Here is a 16,947-nt window from a genome sequence, read left to right on the forward strand (position 1 = left end):
CATGAAAAAGTCACTCTTGTTTTTGATGCTTTTATATCTTCAAATGGGCATAGCTCAAACCAAACCTAAAGTAGAAAACTATTTAGCAAAAGCTATGGATTTAGTAGTGTTCACCTTTGGTATGGATAATGTATTAACTATTGGAACTATTTCCGATTCTGGTGAACTTAATTTTAAGCTGCCAAATAATATAAATTCAATACCAGAAGTGGCAATAGAAAACTCTATGTCAGACGCCGCTTTCACTTTATTTCCAAAATGTAACAACCATTATGATATACTAACCGAAACTGAAAATATTAAAGCAGTCAATGCAGGTTACATTTCACTAAGTTCAAAAGAAAATCTGTATTCAGGTTTGCTCTTTATGGTTACAGATGAGAATTTGGTGCCTTGGCTAGAAGAGTCGTACTCAAATAATGCGGTTATAGCATCATATTTTGAATTAGTATATGTGGAAAATAATTTTAATTATCAAGGCGAATGCACCTCCACGGTTACCAATACAGAAAATGATACCATTGAAACCATTTATACCTATAATCTGCAATTAAATAGTGGATTTAATTTTATTGAATATAAAATTGAAAACGTTGTTGAACATGAGATACCAAGTATGTATGAGGAAAATGTATTTATTAAAATAGCGAAACCTAGTAAAATAACAGTTACCTCATCACAATCTACACCACCAGAGACTAAATGGATTGGTAAATATTTTTAACTCTTTAAATAAAAAAAATGAAAATACTTTTTTATGCTTATATCTTACTAGGAATTCAATATTGCTTTGCACAAAGTAATACTGTTGTATCTGGAGGTAATGCCGCTGGAAGTGGAGGTTTGGTAAATTACACCATTGGACAAATAGATTATAACAATGTAAACAGTGCAGAAGGTTCAGCTAGCCAAGGTATGCAACATGCTTTTGAAATATCAACACTTGGCGTAGATAATTTTCCAGCTATTACCCTAAATATGTTGGTGTATCCAAATCCTACAACATCAAAAGTTACTTTAAAAATAAAAAACTATAATTCTAAAGATCTAACATATGTGATGTATGATTTACAAGGACGACAACTTATGTCCAAAAAAATAGTTAGAACTGATTCAGAAATTTCATTAAATCATCTTCCAATGGCAACCTATTTTCTAATGGTTTTAGACCAAAACGAAACATTAAAAACATTTAAAATCATTAAAAATAATTAGTTATGAAATGAGCTTAATCGAAAATTGGTCGCAAACACCAATGATTATAAGCGAATTACATATGACAATTGAAAATTAATAAATAACTACATATGAAAACATTTACTATAACCATAAAAAAATCATTCATTGCAATAGCTGTTTTTTTTTCATTACAAAGTTCATTTGCTCAATCACCTCAAAAAATGAGTTACCAAGCGGTAATTCGCAATGCGAGTAATACACTAGTTTCAAATACAAATGTAAGTATGCGAGTAAGTATTCTTCAAGGTACTTCAACAGGTACAGAGGTTTTTAAAGAAACCTTTAACGCTACACCAACAAACATAAACGGACTTGTAACTATAGAAATAGGAACAGGCACGCCGGTTACAGGTACTTTTTCAAGTATTAATTGGGCAAATGGCCCTTATTTTATTAAAACTGAAACCGATCCAAATGGTGGTTCAACCTATACCATTACCGGCACAAGCCAATTAATGAGTGTGCCTTATGCATTGTATGCGGCATCAAGCGGCACTTCTGGTACAAGCGGCTGGAATTTAACGGGTAATGCGGGTACAAATATTAATTCTGATTTTATTGGTACTACGGATGCTGTCGATGTTATTTTTAAAAGAAACAATGCGTTCTCTGGATTAATTGGAGACACCAATACAGCCTTCGGAAATTTTGCCTTATCATCAAATACAACGGGTACTAAAAATACCGCTAACGGAGTATCTGCACTTTTATCTAATACCTCAGGGCCTTCAAATACTGCCGTTGGCACCAATGCCCTTACAGTAAATACTACAGGAGGTTTTAACACTGCTAGTGGCGATTCAGCCCTTCGTTTTAATACAACCGCATCAAATAATACGGCTTATGGTTATTATGCTCTAGCTTATAATACTACTGGATTTAATAACACCTCAAATGGTGCTAGCTCACTTTATTCTAATACCACCGGATCTCGTAACACCGCAAATGGTTATAATGCACTTTATTCTAATACCACAGGAAATTCTAACTCTGCAAATGGGAATCAGGCACTTTATAAGAATACCACAGGATCTGGTAACATCGCAAATGGAAGAGGTGCACTTTATAGTAACACCACAGGATTTTATAATGTTGCCAATGGTTATGAAGCCCTTACTTCTAATACTATAGGCCAAGATAATGTTGCCAATGGCAATCTAGCTCTACGCTCTAATACCACAGGAAATTATAATACAGCCAACGGTAGTACTGCACTTTTTTCAAACACCACAGGAGGTGAAAATACAGCTACTGGATATTTAGCGCTTTATTCTAATAATACGGGTTTTGCTAATACAGCCAATGGAAAAGAAGCATTATATTCTAATACAACGGGTTCTAACAATACAGCCAATGGAAAAAAGGCACTTTATTTTAATACAACAGGTTACCAGAATACAGCCAATGGATATCAATCACTTTATGCTAATACTAATGGTCATACTAATACTGCCAATGGATTTCAATCACTTTATTCTAACACTACAGGTTTTGGTAATACAGCCAATGGTAGTGGAGCATTATACCTTAATAGTACAGGACAATTTAATACGGCCAATGGTGATACAGCACTTGTAAAAAATACAATAGGATCTTATAATACATCCAATGGTTGTCAAGCACTTGCTCTTAATAGTACAGGAAATTTTAATACAGGAATAGGCTATTATGCTCTTGTTAATAATACGACGGGAAGTAATAATATAGGTATTGGTTATGATGCTAAAGTACCAAGTGCTACAGCATCAAACCAAGTACGTATTGGCAATACGGCAATTACCTATGCAGGGATTCAAGTAGCCTGGACTATTACTTCAGATAAACGATTAAAAGATAATATTGAGGAAAGTACATTGGGCTTAAATTTTATTAATGCTTTAAATCCTGTTTCATATACAAGACGCAACGATGAAAATAAAAAAACAGAATATGGTTTTATTGCTCAAGAAGTAGTACAAGTACTTAAAAATAATAATGTAAGCAATTCAGGCATCATTACAATTGATGACCAAGAAATGTACAGCATGCGTTATAACGACATCATTGCTCCCTTGGTTAAAGCCATACAAGAGCAACAAGTTTTGATAGATACATTAACAAAACGCATTGAAGTATTAGAAAAGTTATAAATCAAATTATTTAAATCTACTATTTTTTTAAGCTGTATGGTGATTTCTATAAACTCCTCAAGCCAAAAAAAATATAAACATTTAATATCTAAAACAAATAACCATCAAAAAAATTCCATAAAATAAAAACAAAAATAATTCTGTCTATGGCATTGTATTGTATAGGGCATTTTGCCATAGCTCAAAATGCAGTTCCTGTAAAACTAGAAATAGAAAGGGAAATCCCAGGAGAATTTTTTTCAAATACAGCCTTTAAATTAGAGTTTTGGATTCAAGAGAAAAATAAATTTATTAGCCTTGATACTACCAACACTAAAATGCTCCTATTTGAAGATGATTTAGGAACTAATATTTTAACCGCACATCAAAAGGCAATTTCTGAATATGAAAAACAACAGAAAGAAAATGGATATAGCAGCAATTATATAAATAACAGAAACATTATTGATCTTGAAAATACACGAGTTTTACATGATACTATTGGTTTTAAATTGCTGCTTTCTAGTTTAGCTTTGCCCGCCGAAAACGCTAAAGACTTACATGTCTATGCTATGATTACATACTTCACTGAAGATGCATCAACCCCAGAACAAAGCACAATTATTAAAAATTTCACACCTGAGAATGAAACTGCTAACTGGCAAGGCAAGTCTATTTCAATTTTTAAAAGCGGATCTAGCTCTGGCGATGAAAATAATGAAAGAAATATTGGGTACTCCTTACAAAACTCAGACATAGGGGTTGCTGTAAAAGAAATAGTTATGGTGGACAACGCTGGACACATTATTAAAAATTTGGGGTATAGCTATTGGGAAGAAGGTAAATTAAATTTCGAGATACCCGAGAAGTAGCTTTCTACTCCGTTAAATTTAAAATTTATTTATACACCTCTAAAATCTGTTACATTGCCTATAGATAAACGAATAAGCATTGGACTATAAAAATCATATATCATGAAAAAGGAACTTAAAATTATTTTTACACTTCTATTTATTGTCTCTGGAATAGGATTTTCTCAAACTCCAGAACAGCAAAAAATGATTGATAAAGCTTTGAAAATGCGAGATAGTATCATCCAATGCATAACTCTTGAAGAGATGTTACAGCAAGCCAATGCTCAAGAAAAGATACTTGAATCAGCTAAAAAAACGAATGAAAGTGAAACAAACCCAATCCCAAAAGCCAGAAAAATCGAAGACAAATATTGGAAAAATACGCTAGCCAGCGATAACGATAATAAATTAAAAAATTGGAACTATGGAGAAGCTAATCTTGTTTTCAACTATCACTACGACTCAAGAAAAGATAAAGTAGAATATGTTGAAGTTGGTGTAATTAAAGCAGATGGTACTATTAAATTGAATCCTACATACAAAGTACCCATACTAAAACCTTTAAAGGATTTTAAGGATAGTAACAATTTTTTTGATATTCATAATCCAGAGTCTTATCGATATAGCAATGAAGATTCGGGTATAAAGCTTAACTCTTATTTATTAGTATATCAAAATGATGAACAAATAGGAGTTTTAACCATAGGAAACTCTGTAAAAGTAACCCGAAACCTATTAACACCAGGAGATTTATATTTCGGTGATGAAGGGTATATGTTGTCATGGGTTTATGCTGAAGAAGCATGTGAAATTGAAGCCAATGAAAATTGGAAGGGCGATTTAAGTAATACCGGTACACCTTTACTAGTTGAAACTAATGTTACATATAACCTTAGTTTTAGTCTAGGATGGAACTTGGTAAAAACCGAAGTCATTGGTGCATATGAATTCCCAAATGCTCCCGTAGAAGACAGATCGAGATATAAAAAGCACGTACATACAATAGTACCCACTATTCCAGAGGATGCTACCTATTACTTTAGAAAGTCACCACAATATTGAAGGCATTCCAAATTGTATATAGATAGGGAGTATTTTTTTTATTAAAACCACTCCCTATCTATTAAAATAATGATTCTGAAACACTAACAAGGATGATTATTAATAAATGTCTTTGGTGGTAAAAGATTATAGAACCTGCTAATTACTGAATTAGAGAAGTTTGCTTCATTAAATATTTAATTCTATAATTAAAAAAAACCTTCAACCGAACCTAGATTCAAACTTAATGCTTTCATAGCCTATTTTAACTATTTCTAAAAAAGTCAATAAAACTAAGTGAAATAATAGCGAAACATTAAATTTAATTTACTTAAAACAACTGAAAAACAAAGAACCTCCAACCAAAAAGTTTGAAGGTTATACATGTAGCGGGAACTGGACTCGAAGCTGAGAAGTCTGATTAGATAGCTCATTCTATATCAACCAGAGTACTTAAAACATTCTTTTCTTTTTTAGAAGGAAATTAATAATCTAAAAAACCTAAAAATCCCTGTTTAAATATAAAGCCTAACCGTTTTAGGTAAAGCACATAACTATTTTAATTATTAGGTTAGGTCTTAATATTCAAGTTATACTATGTAAGTCTTTCAAGAACACTTTTCGGTTGTTTTTTTAGAATGTATTACTAATAGACACGGTTGACAATTAAGTTGACTAAATAGTTGACAATTATATTATGTTTTATTATTACTCAAATATGTAATAAATTATAATTAGTATTGTTATATAAGGCCAAAAAGGAATATGAGACATGTTAAAGTATAAAAAAATCAATAGCCATCTTCTCCACTAAAATAAAACTCTATCTATTGTTAATCAATTATTTAGGGTTTTGTTATTTTGTATCTAGTCCATATCTAGTCCAAATTTGGATTAAAAGTAAAAACTCAAACATAAAATGTAATTGAGTTTTGTTTAGTAGGCGGACAGAAAAAATGTCGAACCTATTAATATGCGAATTAGAAAAATTTGATTCAATATGTTAAATCTTGAAAATCAGTTTAGGTGCCAAAATCAAACAATTTTAAGATTCAAACACCACCCTTTTAGAAGAAAATAATAATGACAAAAAACCGATGCTTAACTATTCCTCACATCGGTTTTAATAACTAAACTAACTCAAATAAAACAACTAAGCGTGTACATAAAAATCCTTTATTATTCACTATTTATGGTTAACTATATGTTACAATATTGCTATTAAAAGTTATTTTATGTAATTTTTTTTGGACTAATTATTCTTCTTTTCACGGTTTTCCAATCGATATTCATCTTGCTCTTTACTCTCTCGCAGCATATCTTCTTCATTATCCATTTCAGGAGAATCATTCAAAGATTTCCAATCAAATTTTTCATCAAATGGATCTAATGCTTTTTGCGGATTGAAAATTCTCAGATCCACTTCTATTGCGTTATAGGGTTTGTAGTCTGGTTTGTTTGTAAAAAAGTCTGATAAATCTGTAGCACTTGCATCATATTGATTTAAATATGGTAAATTCAAAACATTCCAAAAAGTTTTAAATATGCTGCCAAAACTGTAATGTACATGGCTAACATAATCTCGCTTTGCCCAAGGAGAAATAAGCATTAAAACACTTCGATGGGCATCAATATGATCGACCCCATTTTGCGCATCATCTTCTGTAATTACGATAAGCATATTTTTCCAATACGGTGTTCTTGAAAGAAATTCAACAATTCTACCTACAGCCAAATCATTATCTGCCATATAACTTTCTTTAAAAGGATAGCCTGCTTCTGGACGGTCACTTGCCCCATGGTCATTAGGGATAATAACTGTTACTATTTCGGGCATGGTATCTTTTGCTTTAATCCATTTTTCGTCAAATTCTTTTTTGAACTGATCGATCCGAAACTGATCTGGTATTGATGTGTTATAGGTTGGATATTTTTTAGATGTACGTGTAAACAAAGGTTGTGGCATTGGGTAGTTTACAAACTGTTTGATGCCGGTATATTTGAATTCTGCTTCATAAAGAGCGGGTTCAAACATAATACTGAAACCAAAATTGTAGAAGTCTGTATTATTACGCTCTAGATGATCCCACATGGAGCCAGCCTCATTATAATCTTCTGGATAAACAGCACCTGCAGCACCATTCATTGCAAAAATACCGGGTGCTTTGGATTTGGGTTTAAAATTTCTGTTATCACCATAACTGGCTGCTGTAGTGGTTTCACACCATTCATTTGGATAAGTGTTTACCAACCATCTATGTCCATCGGCAGAAACATCAGAATCCACATAAAAATTATCTGAAATAGCAAACTGCCTTGCCAACGCTAAATGATTGGGCATAACCGTAGCATTTATTAGAGAATCCGTTTTTTTTCTGTTAGAAAACGATGCGTTTTCACCATACCTCGCAAGAGATTTGTCGCCATTCCCCTTTTTTATTTGACCAAAAACCTCATCATAAGTTCTGTTTTCTTTAGAAATAAATACAATGTGTTTTATTGGACTTTCTTTTTCTCCAGGATACAGTGGAATAGGATTATCTTTCCTTTTATTAAAAATAGTATCTGTTGATTTTGAAAATTTAAAATTATTTGAAATGACTTCTTTAGTCATGTCGTTCAATTTTTCATCTGAAGGAATATCAGCTACTTGAACAGTACCTTTCATCAAAGAACCTATATAACTCCCTTCTGGACCCAATTTAAAATTACTACCTCCGTTTGGTCCACTTCCAAAACCTTTTGCATTAGCAATGATTAGTTTTCCCCCATCTTTTGTTACTTCTATTTTTGATGGAAACCAACCTGTTGGAATATGGCCTAAAACTTTTTGGTCTTCAACATTTATAACCCCAATTGCATTTATTCCAGATTCAGCTACATATAATCGTTTTTGATCTGGGCTAATAGCTAAACCAAAAGGAATAACACCTCTAAATTGCTTTACCCTAACTTCTGGTTTTAAGGAAATCGTGTTGACAACGGTGTCTTTTTTTATTGAAATAACCGATAGATTATCATTAGTTGCATTACTAACAAACACATAATCGTTAGTAGCTACAATGGAGTTGGGGCTAGAACCACCAACGGCGGGAATACCTTCAACCATGACGCCAACTAAATGTCCTGTTTTAATTTTGGCAACCACTTTTGGGTTTTCTTTATCTTCTAAATCTATTGCAAAAACCGAAAAAGCCTCAGGAACATTTACGTCACCCAATCCTTTAATATTTATAGTGTCATTTTTTATGCCTTCAACCATGTCTTTAGAGCCGTATGCTGAAGCCGGATAACTTATTGGTGTTATTTTCGCATCTTCTTTATCGCTGTCTTTTATATATGAATATTCAAACATGCCAACGTTTGCCACATATGCTTTTTTTTCGTCTGGAGATAAACAAATGCCGAATGGATAGCGTCCAACTGGTACAGATTGGGTTACCTTTTTAGTTTCAACATCTGCAATAATCATTCGGAAGCCAATTTGATCTACGGCATAAATGGTTTTTCCGTCTTTAGTGAGTTTTAAATCTCCAATATAGCCATCAGTATAATCATGATTCTCGGAATTAGAAGCACAATCTATAAATCCTCTTGGCTCTCCATCAGCCAGATTAAAAAGATAAATTTTGTTTTCTTGTCCTCCAGCTACATATACTGTTTGATTATCAGGAGAAATGGCTAATCCCATAAAAACCGATGCCAAAACACCTTTGTCAGTAGTTGGTGTTGATGGAATTTGTTGTACCTCAGGATGGTTTGATAAAATATTACGGATGATTGTTATTGATATTGGATTTGTACCCGAATTAGCGGTTACAGCGATATTATTATCAGGACTCAAGGTTAATCCGTAAGGATGTGGTGCTGTTACTATACTTTTTCCTAGTGGTGTAATAAATCGTCCATTGGGAATGACTGTTTTCCCGGCGGGATTAATTTTAGTTATTTCATTACCAGCAGGTGCAGAAATGATCCATACACTTTGGTCCTCATTTTTTTCTTGAGAACAGCTAACTATTAGAATTAATATCAATAATTTAATTAATTTTTTCATGCTATCTATTTTTTATTTCATTAATCACATGACTTATAGACTATTCGCTAACCAAAGATAGACATTCATTAAGAATGTTTAAAGCCGTATTTAATTCTTCTCTTGTAATATTTAAGGCTGGTGATAATTGCAAAACATTGCCTGCTGACACCTTAAAACTTAATCCTCGTTTTAAACATTCGTACATGACTTTTTCAGCTTCTTCATTAGCTTTTTCTTTTGTATCTCTGTTTTTTACAAGTTCTATACCCCACAACATACCAATTCCTCTAACATCACCAATAATGGCGTGATTTAGCTTCATGGTCTCTAAGGATCCTTTAAAAAAAGCTTCATATTTTTTCACTCTTTTTAAAAGTTTTTCATCTTCAATAATTTGAATGGTTGTTAATCCAGCTACCGACCCAATAGGGCTTTTCTCAAAAGTATAATGACCTAATGATAATTCTGCAAAATGATTATAGTCATCGCGTGTTATCATTGCTGCTTGAGGATAGATTCCACCACCAAGTCCTTTGCCCAAACAAAGAATATCCGGTTCAATATCATAATGCTCAAAAGCGAACATGTATCCTGTTCTTCCTAATGCAATGGGAATTTCGTCTAGTATCAACAAAACGTTATATTTTGAGCATAATGCTCTTGCCTGTTGCCAAAACTGTTTTGATGGAACTTGCACATCTGTATTCCTAACAGTTTCAGCCAAAAAAGCACCAACCTCATTATCTCTAGACAGTATATATTCCAAATAGTCTAAGCATTTATTTTCATCATTTTCAAAAATACCACGATACGTTACAGGAGGCGGAATATTGATGGTTCCGGGCATTAAAGAACCCATTTTATCCCTCCAAAATGTTTCACCACCTACACTTATCGCGTCTAATGAAGCACCATGAAAAGAATCCCAAAAGGATACTACTTTATGTTTACCTGTAACCGCTCTCGCTAATTTAAGCGCCACACCAATTGCAGAACTTCCGTTTGGAGTTAGTAATACTCTGTTTAAACTTGAAGGTGTTAATGATGCTAGTTTTTCTGCAAATTTTATCGAGGGTTTATTAGTATATCGTCTAGGTGAAAAAGGTAATTTTTGTAATTGCTTTACAACATTTTCTATTAATCGAGGATGTGCATACCCAACTTGATGCACATTATTACCATGGAAATCTAAATATTTTTTACCTGAAATATTTTCAAAAGTTGCGCCTTCAGATTTTCGCAAAACATCTAAACAGGGTGTAGAAAGCGATTGATGCATAAAATAGCGAGCATCTTTTTCTAATAATTCAAGCGTCTTCTCATCTGAATGTTGCTCGTTCCACAGAACACGCACTGGAGATATATTGATATCTCCTTCTACTGTTTTATGTGATTTATTTAAACTCATTTAGCTAATAGTGTTGACGGTAAAATTTGCTTTGTTAGAGTAGCTGTTTGATAATAAACATCTAACCAACCATCTCCCCCTCCATTAAACCAAACAACTTCTAACGGGTAGATTCCTGGTTTTAAATGTATGGTGCCACCTTTTTCTTTAACACCGTGATTGCCATCATTATTAACAATCTCTTCATTATTGATTTTTAAAACACTTCCATCATCAGATCTTGTAAAAAACCCATAAGTATCTTCATTTTCAATAGTGATATTTGTTTTAAATCTAACTGCTGTGTTCTCTTTTATTTTATCCCTTATCTCATCCGAAGTTATTTCAAAGCAATACCCTTTTTCATTTGGCCTTTTCTTTTCTAAAAATGGCACACTACTCAAATTAGAAAGATAAAATATTTCATAAGAAACGGATGGTTTTGAATTGGGAGGTATTACTCTAAAAAAAGCTTCAGAAACAGTGCTTACAACATGTCCGTCTTTAAGCAAGGCACTTTTTACTACTGTGTTTTTTGAAACTTTAAAAGGAGTAGTATATTTTTTAGAAACCTCTGACGGCATGGTGCCATCAAGGGTATATCTTATATCTCCACTACCACTTATTCTTACTTCTGCGTCATCAACAAATAAGCCTCCTGCCTGTTTGTATGAATCTGTTTTTGGTAAAATAATAGGCGCTGTAAATCGCTTTGTAATGGGGTAATCGTCTGTTTCGTTAAAACTAACAAAGGCATTTTTTACAGGCCTGCCAATACATGCCATAGGTAATTTAAAACCCAAAACGAAGGCAACAGTTGCCGCATTATCATATTGATACACCGGATAATTCAATGAATAGTTTTTCTTAACACCTTTACCCCAAACAATAAATGGTATTTCCATTTCCTGCAATGTTTCGCCACCATGGCCATTACCTAAACCACCATGGTCGGCACTAATAATTACGACGGTTTCATTTGCCATTGGCGAAGACGTAATAGCTTCCATAACTTCTGCTAATAATGTATCTGCTTTTTCAACCGACTTGTAATATTCTAGTGTACCATGACCAAATTCATGTCCAGCATGATCTACATGATCAAAATGAATAAATGTGAAGGTGGGTTGTTTTGATTTAATGTAAGCACTTGCAACTTTGGCGGTTTCATTTTCGTTCTTTGGATTGACATCATAATCTACAGCACTTTTTTCAAAAAGCCTTCCAAAACCATCCCAATGATAAATAGCTCCTATCTCAGCATTAGCGACTTGCTTATTAATATCATTAAAAATAGTTGGAAACAAAAAGTCTTCACTTTTAACAACTGTAGGCAACACAAAATTATTTTTCTCCCAAGCATTAGATGTTATACCATGTTGTTCTGGTCCTGCACCCATAATCATAGAAGCCCAGTTGGTGCTTGAGCTAGATGGTAATACCGATCTGGCATGCATGGTTGAAGCGCCTTCACTTATTATTTTATCAAAATTAGGTGTGTTGGCACGTGCTAGTCCATCTGGACTTAATCCATCAAAACCAATAACAACCACGTGTTTAACAGGTTGTAATTCTTGCGCTTTTATTGAAACACAAAACCATAAGGATAAAATCCCTATGGTTATTGTAATTATATTCTTGATTTTCATTTAATTGCTATTTGATAATCCACATAGCTTCGTTGATGTCATCTGAACCACCATACTGTGAGTTTAAAGCGGCATTAACATTGTCTGCATTATTTTCAAATTCACTTTGTGGGTATTTCCAGCGTAAAGGAATTTTACCGCCGTTTTTGTTTGCTGGTCCAATATCAAATGTTGGCACACCAGTTCTTCTATAATTAAAATAAGCTTCGAATCCAGAATTATTGAAGAATGCAATATATTTTTGAATTAAAATTTGATTTAATCCATTTGTATTATCTCCTTTATAAACAACATTAACATTGGCTAGAAATGTATCAATATCTGCTTGTGAAACTCCATAAAATTTCATAGACCCTGTAATACCATTTATATAATGAGTCTCTGCATTACCAGTTGTCCATCCTCTATTAATGGCTTCAGCAATAATAAATTCTTGTTCAGAATAACCAATTTGGATATAGGGCTCGCCTTCAAAATTGCTATAATATCTATCTTCATTTGGATAACTGTATTTACCAGCATCTGAATCTACTTGCATTTGTCCTTGGTCATCACCTGTTTTAGCACCTATATATGCATTAAGGCTTAAAGGATTGTTTGCATCATAATAAAAAGGAGCTGGATCGGCAACGATATAAATTCTTGGGTCATTGTTTGCTTTAAGTAAATCTAAATAGGTTGCCCCCATAATATTTCTGTTTCTATTGAAACCATAATTACTTGGGTTTAGTTCATACCTATTACCTTGTTCATCAGAAAAATTACGCATCATATTATCTTGAATACCAAAAAATAAAGGGTATTTTGCTGGGTTAGTTAATATGGTGTTTATTTTACTCGCAATATTTAACTCGGCATTTCTTTTGCTTAACGACATTAAAACTCTTAAATGAAATACATTTATTGCTTTTTGCCATTTGCTCAAATCCCCATCATATAAAAAATCTCCTAAAATATCAGAGGTTCCAACCTGTGTTTTTGCTATTGCAATTTGGTCATTTGCAGCTTCTAATAAATCTAAAATGGCAACATAAACTGACTGTTGATTGTCATATTTAGGCTGTGTAATTGGAGTTTCTGATGAAGCTTGTAAGGCCTCTGACAATGGTATATCCCCAACTCTTTTTGTCATATAATCAAAAAAATATGCTTTGAAAAACTTTGCTAAAGCCTCATATTTATCTTGATTATCAAGGCCTTGAGCCTCCTTTTCCATAGCGATAACATTAGACAATGTATTGTATCTAAAACCTATAGCACCCCAATTGTAATCTTGGTCTCCGTAATAATCAAAAGATATTACCCAAAATTGGTTGTCTCTTTGAGGCTCTTCCCAAGCGCCATCGTTACCAATATTGTTTAATGTGCTTAGCACTTCAGATAGCAATTGAGATGGTGGAACACTTGTGGCTTTATTGGGGTCGTCTGTTAAATCTTCAAACTTAGTGCAAGAAAAAGCAAGCACTAAAATTGATAGAAGTATTAATCCTTTTTTAAAATTATATGTTTTCATTTTCAATTTTTTTTAGAATTTAAGGTTTATGTTTAAACCATAACTTTTTACTGTTGGAGACTGTAATGGCGAGCCTTTTTCATTATTAAACTGATCTAAATCAATATCTTTATGCTTAGCGAAATAGATTAAATTCCTTCCTAATAAGGAGACCGAAGCACTATTTATAAATGTGTTCTCTAATATTTTTTTAGGAAAGGTATATGTTAAGTTTACTTCTCTTAATTTAAAGAATGTTTTGTCTATAATGTTTGCAGCTGTTTGTCCATGATATGATTTTGAAAAATCTTGATAATACATTTTTGTTGTATTAGGGGCAAAGGTTCTGGTATCTGAAATAGCATTTCCTTCTCCATCAGTAATCAATTCGCCTCCAGTAATTACAACACCATCTGTTACGTATGATTTTATTCCTTGAACATCGTTTGCTCTTTCTGGTGTATCCGTACCTATTTGCCTACCACTTTGCCACATTTTTCTTGCCACATAGTCTTCAATTTTTCCTCCATAACGACCATCTAATGAAACATCTAGAGAAAGATTCTTATAGCTTAAACTACTAGCAACACCTGCAGACCAATCTGGTGCAGCATATCCAACTTTAGTTTGATATGCGTTAAACAATGGTTTCCCATCATTCCCTACAATTAGCTGTCCATCTTGAGTTCTCATAAAATCATAGATATAATAAGCATCAACTCTTTCTCCTACTTCTATTTTACCGTTATTGGTTATATCTCCATAAACTTCTTCTAAGTATTCCTTATAAGCAGACCAGTTAACACTAATATCCCATCTAAAATTATCATTTCTTATAGGCGTGGTTGTTAGTGCTATTTCCCAACCTTTGGTTTTGGTTGTAATACCATTTTGTTTTTTGCCACTATATCCTGAAGCTTCGGAATATTGTAAGTTGAAAATTTGCGGGCCATTCTTGTTTTCGTAATATGTAACATCTAAGCCTACCTTATTTTTAAACAATCTTGTTTCAATACCAAACTCAGTAGAAGAATTAAATGCCGGTTCTAAATCTTCATTCGATAAAATAGAATTAACATAAGCAGGATTATATGTAGTTCCACCAACTGTAAATGGGATGTTTAATGCATAGGTATTTAAATTACTATATATTTCTAATGAACTTCCAACTTTAGCATAAGATCCTCTTACTTTTAGATAATCAACATTTGGTATATCTAAAACCTCACTTAAAACCGCACTTAAAGATACCGATGGATAGAAAAAGGAATTATTCTTTTGCGGCAATCTAGAATCTTTATCTATTCTACCAGTGGCACCTAAGAACAAGAAATCCTTATATGAAAAATCGGCAGAGACATAATACCCTTGTGTTTCATAGTGACTTCTATAATTTGTTGGCTGTACAGGGGTTTGCGTATTGCTTAATGTATAAAGTCCTGGTACAATTAAATAATCTGTAGTAGCATATAAACTTCTGTATTTCTCAATATTAAGGTTAGCTCCTAAAGTAGCTCTCACACCAAAATCACCAAATGTATTATCATAGTTTAACATTAAGTCTGTATAACTTTTCATATTATTATTATACCATTCTTTATAATCTCCTTGAGCTTTTTCTCTTCCATAAGTTGTCATAGAGTATGGAAATTTTTCATTGTCAAATTCATTCTCTAAGGCAATGTTACTTCTCAATGTAATATCTAAACTATTGGTGAATTTGTGGTTTAGGCTTATTTGCCCGGTATAGTCATTGGCTTGTTTACCTCTCAACCATTCATAGGCCATAAAATAAGGATTGTTGTAACGTGTGTATTCAAAATTCTTTTGTTGAATACCTTCTTTCCCTTCTTGCCAATAATTTCTAAGATCTCTAACATCATAATCAGCTCCACCCCAAATAAGCATATTGTATATATAACTATTTGGACCATAATTTACATTAGGATTGTTTGGTGACGTTTGAAAATTAAAATTAGCACTAGCATCAATAGATGTTTTTTCACTAAAATTATATTTACTACTTAAATTGAAGTTATAAATGTTTAATTTGGTATTAGGATTAATACCTTTTTGGTAGGTATGAGACGTTGAAAAACGAACATTCCCTTTATCAAATTGAGATGCTATACTAAGATTGGTAGTTTCCAAAAACCCAGATTCTATGAAATTATCAAAGTTATTTGCTCCTCTAGCCAACCAAGGTGTCGGAATTAAATTTCCATTAGCATCCAGTGGACTGTCATATTGGGTAATTAATTGCCCATCAAATTTTGGTCCCCATTGATCGTAATCGGCATCATTAATACCTCCTCCTTTACCATCAACAAAGGCATAATTTCCATAAGACCCTGGCCCATAACTATTTTGTACTTTAGGAACTGCATTAAATCCATCTTGGATCATGCTGTTTTGGTTAAATTCTATCACAAAACCACGTTTATCCTTAGTTCCTCTTTTAGTGGTAATTTGAACAGCACCATTGCCACCAGCAGAACCGTAAAGCGCTGCAGCATTCGATCCTTTTAAAACATTAATGCTTTCTATATCATCTGGGCTAATATTCCATGTATCTGTTCCTAAAGGAACCCCATCTACAACTATCAAAGGTTTTTTCCCTCGCAAGTATAAATTGGGAGCTGTAAAAAATTCTGCTGAAGAAGCTACTACTAAACCAGAAACTTTACCTGATAATGAATTCATAGCATTAGGGTCTCTTGCTTTTGTAAGATCTCCATCAACTTCTTGAACCGAATATCCAAGTCTTTTTTTCTCCTTTTTAATACCTAAAGCAGTTACCACAACCTCATTTAATGATTCAGAATTAGGAAACAATGTTATAATTGCATTAGTTTTTCCTGAGGTTTCAAAATTTTGAGATATATATCCAATAAATGATACTTCTAAAACTTCATTACCCTTTGGTAAATTAATTTCAAAATTTCCTTCAAAATCGGTAGCCACACCATTAGAACTTCCTTTAATAATAATCGAAGCCCCTGGCAAGGGAACTTGATTTTCATCTAGAACCCTCCCGTTAAATGTAGTTTGGGAATGGCCTATGGTAAAAGCAAATAAAGCTAATACCATTACAAGTAGATTTTTTTTCATTTTTTTTCGTATTTGTAAACTTTGGTT

The 16,947-nt window shown here is 33.0% G+C and carries 10 protein-coding genes; 5 read left to right on the top strand and 5 right to left on the bottom strand.

Features of this window, described 5'->3' with window-relative positions; genetic code table 11:
* The first annotated feature begins 1 nt into the window (after nucleotide 1).
* From V8G69_RS13165 to V8G69_RS13185, 5 genes are all read left to right on the top strand, one after another.
* Nucleotides 2-724, top strand: coding sequence for a hypothetical protein (locus tag V8G69_RS13165; RefSeq protein ID WP_394882488.1), 723 nt, complete (start codon nucleotides 2-4; stop codon nucleotides 722-724).
* Nucleotides 725-741: 17 nt separating this feature from the next.
* Entirely contained in the window at nucleotides 742-1,215 is a 474-nt protein-coding gene (locus tag V8G69_RS13170; protein ID WP_394882489.1) for a T9SS type A sorting domain-containing protein, read from the top strand.
* A gap of 92 nt (nucleotides 1,216-1,307) precedes the next feature.
* Nucleotides 1,308-3,368 carry a tail fiber domain-containing protein gene (locus V8G69_RS13175; protein WP_394882490.1) on the top strand — a complete coding sequence of 687 codons (2,061 nt, stop codon included), beginning with the start codon at nucleotides 1,308-1,310 and terminating at the stop codon, nucleotides 3,366-3,368.
* 146 nt (nucleotides 3,369-3,514) lie between these two features.
* A complete protein-coding gene (locus V8G69_RS13180) occupies nucleotides 3,515-4,219 on the top strand; it encodes a hypothetical protein (protein WP_394882491.1) in 705 nt (234 codons plus the stop codon).
* Between the two features lie 102 nt (nucleotides 4,220-4,321).
* A complete protein-coding gene (locus tag V8G69_RS13185; protein WP_394882492.1) occupies nucleotides 4,322-5,263 on the top strand; it encodes a hypothetical protein in 942 nt (313 codons plus the stop codon).
* Nucleotides 5,264-6,494: 1,231 nt separating this feature from the next.
* Here the strand turns inward: V8G69_RS13185 and V8G69_RS13190 are convergent.
* The 5 genes from V8G69_RS13190 to V8G69_RS13210 are packed head-to-tail and all read right to left on the bottom strand — an operon-like array spanning nucleotide 6,495 to nucleotide 16,920.
* A complete protein-coding gene (locus V8G69_RS13190) occupies nucleotides 6,495-9,299 on the bottom strand; it encodes a bifunctional YncE family protein/alkaline phosphatase family protein (RefSeq protein ID WP_394882493.1) in 2,805 nt (934 codons plus the stop codon).
* Nucleotides 9,300-9,339: 40 nt separating this feature from the next.
* On the bottom strand, nucleotides 9,340-10,689 hold the full coding sequence (locus V8G69_RS13195) for an aspartate aminotransferase family protein (RefSeq protein ID WP_394882494.1): 1,350 nt from the start codon (nucleotides 10,687-10,689) through the stop codon (nucleotides 9,340-9,342).
* A complete protein-coding gene (locus V8G69_RS13200) occupies nucleotides 10,686-12,317 on the bottom strand; it encodes an alkaline phosphatase family protein (protein WP_394882495.1) in 1,632 nt (543 codons plus the stop codon). The genes V8G69_RS13195 and V8G69_RS13200 overlap by 4 nt, the downstream gene beginning before the upstream one ends.
* 7 nt (nucleotides 12,318-12,324) lie before the next feature.
* Nucleotides 12,325-13,830 carry a SusD/RagB family nutrient-binding outer membrane lipoprotein gene (locus V8G69_RS13205; RefSeq protein WP_394882497.1) on the bottom strand — a complete coding sequence of 502 codons (1,506 nt, stop codon included), beginning with the start codon at nucleotides 13,828-13,830 and terminating at the stop codon, nucleotides 12,325-12,327.
* A 12-nt stretch (nucleotides 13,831-13,842) separates the two neighbouring features.
* On the bottom strand, nucleotides 13,843-16,920 hold the full coding sequence (locus V8G69_RS13210; RefSeq protein ID WP_394882498.1) for a SusC/RagA family TonB-linked outer membrane protein: 3,078 nt from the start codon (nucleotides 16,918-16,920) through the stop codon (nucleotides 13,843-13,845).
* Nucleotides 16,921-16,947 lie beyond the last annotated feature (27 nt).

The sequence above is a fragment of the Gaetbulibacter sp. M235 genome (assembly GCF_043876835.1).
Classification (GTDB): domain Bacteria; phylum Bacteroidota; class Bacteroidia; order Flavobacteriales; family Flavobacteriaceae; genus Yeosuana.

Coding starts and splice junctions, on each gene's coding strand:
- V8G69_RS13165 (WP_394882488.1), top strand. CDS start 2: ATGAAAAAGTCACTCTTGTTTTTGATGCTTTTATATCTTCAAATGGGC.
- V8G69_RS13170 (WP_394882489.1), top strand. CDS start 742: ATGAAAATACTTTTTTATGCTTATATCTTACTAGGAATTCAATATTGC.
- V8G69_RS13175 (WP_394882490.1), top strand. CDS start 1,308: ATGAAAACATTTACTATAACCATAAAAAAATCATTCATTGCAATAGCT.
- V8G69_RS13180 (WP_394882491.1), top strand. CDS start 3,515: ATGGCATTGTATTGTATAGGGCATTTTGCCATAGCTCAAAATGCAGTT.
- V8G69_RS13185 (WP_394882492.1), top strand. CDS start 4,322: ATGAAAAAGGAACTTAAAATTATTTTTACACTTCTATTTATTGTCTCT.
- V8G69_RS13190 (WP_394882493.1), bottom strand. CDS start 9,299: ATGAAAAAATTAATTAAATTATTGATATTAATTCTAATAGTTAGCTGT.
- V8G69_RS13195 (WP_394882494.1), bottom strand. CDS start 10,689: ATGAGTTTAAATAAATCACATAAAACAGTAGAAGGAGATATCAATATA.
- V8G69_RS13200 (WP_394882495.1), bottom strand. CDS start 12,317: ATGAAAATCAAGAATATAATTACAATAACCATAGGGATTTTATCCTTA.
- V8G69_RS13205 (WP_394882497.1), bottom strand. CDS start 13,830: ATGAAAACATATAATTTTAAAAAAGGATTAATACTTCTATCAATTTTA.
- V8G69_RS13210 (WP_394882498.1), bottom strand. CDS start 16,920: ATGAAAAAAAATCTACTTGTAATGGTATTAGCTTTATTTGCTTTTACC.